Raw genomic sequence first — 8,282 nt, forward strand, 5'->3', positions numbered from 1 at the left:
GCGATCCGCTTTGCAGGTGACGCACTTGTGAAAGCAGGATATGTGGAACCATCGTATGTCGATGAAATGTTGAAGCGCGAAGAAATCACGACGACTTATATGGGCAATGATGTCGCGATTCCGCACGGCACCGAAGAAGCGAAAAAAGCGGTCATCAAATCCGGCTTCACGGTTGTCCAAGTTCCGGACGGGGTAGACTTTGATGGAGAGAAAGCGAAACTGATCTTCGCCATCGCTGGCAAAGACGGCACGCACCTGGAGATCCTGTCAGGCATCGCGGTCATCTGCGCCGAGCAGTCGAACGTCGACGAACTCGTCGCCGCGAAATCCTCTAAAGAACTGCTCGACATCTTGAACAGCAAATAATCAGCACCACGAAAAGGCAGGGGAAATCCTGCCTTTTTGTGCTATTTCTTTGGTTTATTCACATTGAGATATGTTGATAAAGAAATAGATATAGTACAAGATAGTGGGGAAATCGCTCCAGGCGGATGCTTTAGGCCCGCAGGATGCGGGTCATGCAGCTGATGCGACAGGACGTCGCGCTTTCAGCTGCACGCGGGCATGGCCTCAGCCGCTTCTTGTTTGTTAATGAATCAGGTTTAAACGCTGCTGCTCCCACATCTGCAGTGCAGATGCGTCGCAAATGAACAAGCTCAAGTGCCTTTCGCTTATTCATTAGTCGCCGCCTTCCGCTCTTTCATTTCAGTGTGACGAATAGTCAGAAGGATTAAACCCAGTTAGGTAAAAGAGGAAAACCAGTGTTTTTGCGGAATATGCGTAGTAGTGAGAAACTGTATATAGAATAGATAAAGAAATTGATAAGTTTCTATAATTATATTTAGTTAAGCAGGTAATATCAAAAGCTAATTGGCCTGCTAGTAATAACACATATTGAAATACCGTATAAATATAGATATGGAGCAAAACCACGGAGACTCCCAAGGGAGCAGCGCTCTTTTAAGCGACGAGACCCCCGAGACCCCGCAAGGAATGAATGAGCGAAGCTAAGCTGAGCTAATTCATTTGCGACGCATTTACGCAGTAAATGTGAGAGCAAGGGTTTCGTAGTGGTTTTGCGGAATATCTTCAGTAGTGAAATGCTGGGATTGAAAAACTTGTATATTCTTCATCAACGAAAGGTGACAAGGGAGTAGGTGAGTGGATGTTTGTCACGGTTAGGGAAAAGTCGATTATTGAGCTGGTGACGCGGATGTCGGCGAAGCATACGGTCAATTCCTTGGCGACGTATCTCGATGTCAGCGCGCGGACGATTCAGCGGGATTTGAAATCGGTGGATAAGCTATTGGAGCAGTTCGGGCTTACGATGAAGCGCAATGCGGCGGATGCGCTCTTTATTGATGGCAATAACGAGAAAATCTACCGCTTGATGCAAAAGCTTGCGGCATCGAGTGCGCCGGAAGCGACGCCTGAGGAGAAAAAGCTGCGCTTATTGGTCATCTTAATGGAAGAAGGCGCGTTTTTTAAAAAGCAGGTGCTGTCGAATCAGCTCGGCATCAGCACGACGACGCTCACTTCGTATTTGGATGAGCTCGGCAATTGGCTGCGCAAGTTCTCGGTCACCTTGTCCCGTCAGCGCGGTGTCGGCGTGGAAGTGGCGGGTGAGGAAGCGCATAAACGCCATGCACTGGCGGCGTATTTCTTGATTCATTTCTACGAAGAGCTCATTGAAAGCTTGTATTATTTGCAGCGCGGCAAGACGCAGGACGACAAAGTGCTCGGTTATTTCAAGCCGGATTATCTCGCGGAGGCGAATAAATTGGTCGGCAAGCACATCAGCGACGAACAGATCCGCTTGGCCGACAGCGATTATACGGGCCTTGTCGTGCATCTAGCGTTGGCACTGCAGCGCACCGAAAGCGGGTTGTTGCTGGAGGCGCAAGAGCCAGTGGGTGAGCCGAACGGCGAGTACCATGTCATCAAAGCGATTTGCGAGGATTTGCATGAGCGTCTGGGCGTCGAATTGACGGAGGGTGATATCGAGTTTCTCGCGGTGGTGTTGAAGGGCTCGAAAATCCAGGCGTCCAACGTGCTTTATTACGATAGCGTGCTGCTCGGGAAACTCGTGAAAAACATGATTCGCGATGTGTCGGGGCAGCTCGGCGTTGATTTGACGAAGGATTTTTCCTTGTACCAAGGCTTGCTTGCGCATATGGAGCCGCTCATTTTCCGGCTTTAGCAAAAGCTCGAATCGTTCAATCCGTTGACCGACGAGATCAAGAAGAAATACCCGATGCTGTTTCTCGCGGTCAAGCAGACCTTGGAGACGGAGTTTGACGACCTCGAGTTCTCGGCGGACGAAGTGGCGTTTATCGTGCTTCATTTCGGATCGGCGTTATTGATGAATGAAGAGCGCGTGCAGATCGACGCAGTCGTTGTGTGTCCGACCGGCATCGGCACGTCGAAAATGCTGGCGAGCCGCATCCAAAAAGAGCTGCCGGAAATCGATTCGGTGAAGATATTGTCGATCCACGATTTCCAGACGGCGAATTTTGAGGATTACGATTTGGTCATTTCAACGATCCGCTTGCCGGTGACCGATGTGGATTATTTGATGGTGAGTCCGCTTTTGAATGAACAGGACATCAGCCATATCGAGAATTACTTGCAGCACAATATCCAGAAAGTGACGCGCAACAAGCAGTATTTGCCGGCTGAGGATTTCGGCGATGTGGGCAAAAAGCACAGGCCGGATCTTCGGCGCTTGCTGCTAGACATCAAGCAAGTGCAGACCGGCATGGAAGCGATACTCGAGCATTTCGGTGTCGTGAACATGCGCGGCACCGATTATTGGCGTGTGCTCGAAGACGTATTGGACGGCATGGAGTCAGACGGGTTGTTGGATGCCGAGAGCACGTTACGGCAATTAAAAGACCGTGAGACGAAAGGTGGCCTCGGGATTCCGGGGACCAATATGGCACTGTTTCATTGCCGAGACGAATCGGTCCGGAACTTGATGTTCCAAGTGGTGCATTTGGATACGCCGAGTACGGTTATAGGGATGGACGGCCGCGACGTGCACATGACGAATTTATTGTTGATGCTGACGCCGGTGGAATTAAGTGAGCGCGAACAGGAAATCATGAGCTTGATTAGTTCGAGCCTCATTGAAAGCGAAGCGGCGATGATGATTTTCTCGTCATCGAACGAAGGCGTCATCCGCGGCAAGTTGGAAGAGTTGTTTTACGAATACTTACAAAATAATTTGATGAAGGAATGATTGGAATGAAACAAGCGATCCATTTTGGAGCAGGAAATATCGGCAGAGGGTTTATCGGGGCGTTGTTCTCGGAATCCGGCTATCACGTGAGTTTCGTCGATGTGGCGGAACAGATTATCGACGGGTTGAACGAACAAGGCAAGTACCGCGTCAACATGGCGCAGGAGACAGAAGAAAGCGTCTTGGTGGAGAATGTGTCGGGCATCAATAATATGAAAGACGAAGAGGCGGTCATTGCGAAGATCCAGCAAGCGACGTATTTGACGACGGCGATCGGGCCGAACATTTTGCCGCGCGTCGCACCGTTGATCGCAAAAGGAATCGAAGCGCGCGTTAAGGGCAATTTGGCAACGGGACCGGATTTGGTGCCGGCGTCTGATTTGGATGTGGCGACGGACATGAGTGCGGGTTCGGAAAAATTATACATCATTGCCTGTGAAAACCAGATTGGCGCGACCGATATTTTGAAAGGGCATATTTTGAGCCACTTGAGCGACGAAGCAAAAGCGGATCTCGCGGGCAAGGTGTATTTCTTTAATTCGGCGGTCGACCGCATCGTGCCGATCCAGGAAGGCCATTCACTCGATGTCTTGGTCGAACCGTATTACGAGTGGGTCGTCGAGACGACTGAAGACATTCCTCACGTATCCGGCATGACGATTGTCGAAGACTTGGCGCCGTTCATTGAACGCAAGCTGTTCACGGTCAATACGGGTCACGCGGTCATCGCGTATTATGGATATCTCGCCGGCAAAACGACAATCGATGAAACCTTGGCCGACCCGGAAATCGAGCAGGAAGTGCGGGAAACCTTGAAAGAGACGGGCGCGTACCTCGTGAAGCAATACGGCTTGGACGAAAACGAACACCTCGCGTATATCGATAAAAACATCGAACGCTTCAAAAACAGCTATTTGAACGACGGCGTCACGCGCGTCGGCCGCGCGCCGATCCGCAAGCTCGGCCCGGAAGACCGCCTCGTGCGCCCGGCTATACAAGCGCAAAAAGCGGGGCTAGCGTATTCGCATCTCGCGAAAGCGATCGCGGCGGCTTTGTTGTTCGATTATGCAGAAGACGAAGAAGCAGTGAAAATCCAAGAGATGATCGCACAAGGCGGGCCGGAGCGCGTGTTGACAGAAGTCAGCGGGCTCGAAGCCGACAGCGAGCTGGCGCAAGAAGTCGTGCGCCAGTATGAGGGGATGAAGAAATAGGTGTTACTGTCCCTGTGCACCACACAATTCCAACCGCATCCCGGTGGCCGAAACGCCGCCGGGATGCGGTTTTTGTGTTGCGGATGGTGGTTTGCGTCCCTGTGCGCCACACAATTTCGGCGGGGAGTTTTCTTGCTTGTCCCTGTGCATCACACAATTTGCCGGGTGGAAACCCTGTCGCAGCGGCATTTGACTGTCCGTTCGTCCCTGTGCGCCACACAATTCGACACGTGACGGTATACTTTTTGTCAGTATGTGCGGTTAAAGTGCGTACTTCCCAAGATGGAGGGCAGGACATACACTTGGTAAGCATCAAAATACGCATATGAGGAGCTACACATAGATGAAATTACAACTAGCATTGGATTTAGTAGACATTCCGCAAGCCATCGAATTGATCAAGGAAGTCGAAGGGTCGATCGATATCGTGGAACTGGGCACACCAGTCATTAACCAAGAAGGATTGAAAGCCGTGCGCGAAGTGAAAGCGGCGTTTCCACACTTGGAAGTCTTGGCGGACGTGAAAATCATGGACGCGGCGGCTTATGAAGTCGGCAATGCCGCGGCTGCTGGAGCGGACATCGTGACGATTCTTGCGCAGGCGGAAGATTCGTCGATCAAAGGGGCAGTCGAAGAAGCGAAGAAACTCGGCAAGAAGATCCTCGTCGACATGATTGCTGTGAAAGACATCGAAACACGTGCCGCTGAACTGGACGTGCTGGGCGCGGATTATATTTGTGTCCACACGGGCTATGATTTGCAGGCAGAAGGCAAAGATTCATTCGCAGACTTGCGCACCATCAAGAGCGTCGTGAAAAATGCGAAAACGGCGATTGCTGGCGGCATCAAGCTCGAAACTTTGCCGGAAGTGATCGAAGCGCAGCCGGATTTGATCATTGTCGGGAGCGGCATCACGTCTAAAGACGATAAGCAATCAGAAGCGGCGAAAATCAAGCGGAACGCTTCTGGATTCATGAATGAAATTTCAGCCGAACTTGCGCATACAGTCGGGCAAGTGGACGAGGCGGCAGCTTCCCGGTTGGTCACTGCGATGGCGCGAGCCGACAAGATTTTTGTCGCAGGCGGTGGCCGCTCGGGGTTCATGGCGAAAGCGTTCGTCATGCGCATGGTGCATATGGGCTTGACCGCCTATGTCGTCGGCGAAACGGTGACGCCGAGCTTGCAGGAAAAAGATTTGTTCATCGTCGGCTCGGGCTCCGGTGAAACGGGCAGTTTGCTTGCGATGACGGAAAAAGCCAAAACAATCGGCGCAACAGTCGCAGCGGTGACGACCAATCCGGCGTCATCGATCGGCAAGCTTGCCGGCATTCATCTCACCATCCCAGCGCAAGCGAAAGCGGATGGCGTGAGCGGCAAATCCATTCAACCGATGGGTTCGTTGTTCGAGCAATCGCTATTGGTGGTGTACGACGCGCTCGTCTTGGCGTATATGGAGCAGTACCACATTACTGCCGATGCGATGTTCGGCACACACGCCAATTTGGAATAGCACAGAAATAAGCTTGAGGCTGGAAGCGATTCCGTCTCAAGCTTATTTTTCATGCCAAGCTTACCTATTGGACAACTCGCTCACAGAGGTGCAAAATTGATGGAATGGAGAACTGCGGTGACAGGGCAGTGTTGATTGAAATGAATGGCGAGCGGCAGCGTGCAGCGCTTAATTTTAATAAAAGGCCCGCCAACGAAATTATTTTGATGTGAAGGAGCAAGTGTATGTATAAAATGATCGCGATTGATTTAGATGGAACTTTATTGAATGATGAGTTGACGGTGACAACGGATACGATGACGGCGATTCGGCAATCGGTGGAACTCGGAGTGGTCGTGACGATTGCGACGGGACGCATGTACCCGTCCGCACAGCGAATCGCCTTGGAGTTGGGGCTCGATGCACCGATGATTACGTACCAAGGGGCGATGATTAAATCGGCGACGAGCGGAGAAGTGCTGCGGGAGCGTGTCGTGCCGTTTGAGATCGCGCAAAAATGCATCCATTTGGCAGCGGAGAAGCAAATGCATATCCAAGTCTATCAAGACGATGTGCTCTACAGCGCCGTGGATAACGAGCAGGTCAGAGCGTATTCCAAAGAAGTCGGCGTCGGCTATGAAATCGAGCCGGATCTCCTTGGGCTCGCGAAAAACGGCTTCATGAAATTGCTGTTTATCGACGAACCGGAGGCACTCGCGCCGGTTCAGGAAGAATTGCAGGCTATCTTGGGCGACGAGGCGTGCATCGAGAAATCCAAACTGCGCTACCTCGAAGTGACGCATCCGGAAGCGAATAAAGGCAGTGCCTTGAACTTTTTGGCCGAACATCTCGGCATCGACCGTTCACATGTGATCGGCATCGGCGACAACCATAACGATACGGACCTCGTCAAAGCAGCGGGATTTGGCATCGCCATGGGCAACGCCGTCGACGAATTAAAAGAGCTCGCGGACTACACCAGCTTGTCGAACAACGAAGAAGGCGTGTTGCATGTGCTCAATAAATTCATTTTGGAACCGCGGACAGCCGCTGTCGATTCGGGGCAGTGAGCGACGGATTCCAGTAGGCATCACAAGAATGAAATGCGCGAACGATGGAGGGAAAACGAATGCCCAATTTGGGAGAGAAGACATTTAATTGCGAAAAAGAATTGACCCTTTCCATCATCGGCGGAAAGTGGAAAATGCTCGTGTTATGGCATTTAGGAAAATCCGGCACGAAGCGCTTCGGCGAGTTGAAAAAACTCATGCCGGGCATCACACAACGCATGCTGGTCAACCAGCTGCGTGAACTGGAAGACCACTTGATCGTCCACCGCGAAGTGTATCCGGTCGTGCCGCCGAAAGTGGAGTATTCGCTGACGGAACAAGGCGAGAGCTTGATGCCGATTCTCGATTCGATGTACGACTGGGGCAAGGGATATATGGAGCGGAATTTGTAGTTGGTGTCCCTGTGCGCCACACAATTTCATTTCAGAAAATATTTGCATAGATCTGGAAGTTGCTTGATAATCGTACGAAGGTCGCTTCCAGGAACATTCTGGAAGTGGAGTGAAGAAGTTGAAAAGTTATTGGAGGTTCTATAGATGAAGAAATGGCATATTGGATTACTGGCAACTGCTGTACTTTTAGCGGGGTGCGGTGAAGATAAGGAAGAACAAACGGGTGCAGATTCCCCGAATGCAAGTGAGCAAGGTGTTGAAGTGGAAGAGGTAGAGATCCCTGAATACAGTGTTTTGGAAATGGACGTTTTTGAAGATGCGGGAATTATACGCCGGGATTATTGGGTGCTCCCAGATGATATTTTTATTTCTGAAGAACAGATTGAATTATTGATTACCGATGCAGTCAATCAGGCTGGGGATGACGGCCCGTACAATTCTGTTTTGATTAACGTCATTGATGATGAGCGATCCATAGATGAACTTCGGACGTTCGCAGAGGGCCAGCATTCTCCCTATGGGAATTGGGCGCGATCGAGTGAAGTGGAAGCGGGTGATTACTCGAACCACGAACTTGTCATTGAAACAGGCTCATTACGCAATGACCAAATTCCGGCCGACTATGAAGAAGGGGCGTATCCGACTAAAGAAGAGCTGGATGTGTTTTACTATATATTGGATAAATTACATGAAGAGTTTGAAAGTGCAGGTCCAGAAGAATTCATCGATGGGGACAAAATCGTGAGGGAATCAGCGCAAGAGTTATCGATCAGCTACGAGGAAGCGGAAGCCATTATGGAAAAAGCCAAAAACCGGTGAGGAGGGAATGTCCCTGTGCGCCACACAATTTGCCGGCCAGAAAACCTGTTGCGGCGGCGT

General features: G+C 50.9%; 9 protein-coding genes and 2 pseudogenes. All 11 read left to right on the plus strand.

The features are described from left to right. Positions 1–366: PTS mannitol transporter subunit IIA (locus ON064_RS15455; protein WP_274625481.1), on the plus strand; the 366-nt coding region annotated here is incomplete at its 5' end. A 152-nt stretch (positions 367–518) separates the two neighbouring features. Continuing rightward, a complete protein-coding gene (locus tag ON064_RS15460; RefSeq protein WP_274625482.1) occupies positions 519–650 on the plus strand; it encodes a hypothetical protein in 132 nt (43 codons plus the stop codon). Between the two features lie 515 nt (positions 651–1,165). Next, on the plus strand, positions 1,166–2,200 hold the full coding sequence (locus ON064_RS18415) for a BglG family transcription antiterminator (RefSeq protein ID WP_342455356.1): 1,035 nt from the start codon (positions 1,166–1,168) through the stop codon (positions 2,198–2,200). 21 nt (positions 2,201–2,221) lie between these two features. Then, a pseudogene (locus ON064_RS18420) lies at positions 2,222–2,344 on the plus strand (PRD domain-containing protein); the annotation flags it as partial. Positions 2,345–2,362: 18 nt separating this feature from the next. Next, a complete protein-coding gene (locus ON064_RS18425; RefSeq protein WP_342455357.1) occupies positions 2,363–3,241 on the plus strand; it encodes a PTS sugar transporter subunit IIA in 879 nt (292 codons plus the stop codon). A 5-nt stretch (positions 3,242–3,246) separates the two neighbouring features. Next, positions 3,247–4,452, plus strand: coding sequence for a mannitol-1-phosphate 5-dehydrogenase (locus tag ON064_RS15470; RefSeq protein ID WP_274625483.1), 1,206 nt, complete (start codon positions 3,247–3,249; stop codon positions 4,450–4,452). Between the two features lie 343 nt (positions 4,453–4,795). After that, positions 4,796–5,410, plus strand: a pseudogene (hxlA, locus tag ON064_RS15475) (3-hexulose-6-phosphate synthase); the annotation flags it as partial. A 15-nt stretch (positions 5,411–5,425) separates the two neighbouring features. Continuing rightward, complete coding sequence (hxlB, locus tag ON064_RS15480) at positions 5,426–5,962, plus strand: 6-phospho-3-hexuloisomerase (protein ID WP_274625486.1); 537 nt, start codon at positions 5,426–5,428, stop codon at positions 5,960–5,962. Between the two features lie 224 nt (positions 5,963–6,186). Continuing rightward, the gene (locus tag ON064_RS15485) at positions 6,187–7,011 is read left to right on the plus strand and encodes a Cof-type HAD-IIB family hydrolase (protein WP_274625484.1); all 825 of its coding nucleotides are present in this window, start codon (positions 6,187–6,189) and stop codon (positions 7,009–7,011) included. Between the two features lie 59 nt (positions 7,012–7,070). Then, positions 7,071–7,403, plus strand: coding sequence for a winged helix-turn-helix transcriptional regulator (locus ON064_RS15490; RefSeq protein ID WP_101190983.1), 333 nt, complete (start codon positions 7,071–7,073; stop codon positions 7,401–7,403). A gap of 144 nt (positions 7,404–7,547) precedes the next feature. Beyond that, the gene (locus tag ON064_RS15495; protein WP_274625485.1) at positions 7,548–8,222 is read left to right on the plus strand and encodes a hypothetical protein; all 675 of its coding nucleotides are present in this window, start codon (positions 7,548–7,550) and stop codon (positions 8,220–8,222) included. Positions 8,223–8,282: the final 60 nt, after the last annotated feature.

Origin of the sequence: Planococcus sp. A6 (assembly GCF_028823615.1) — a bacterium.
In the GTDB taxonomy this organism is placed as follows: domain Bacteria; phylum Bacillota; class Bacilli; order Bacillales_A; family Planococcaceae; genus Planococcus.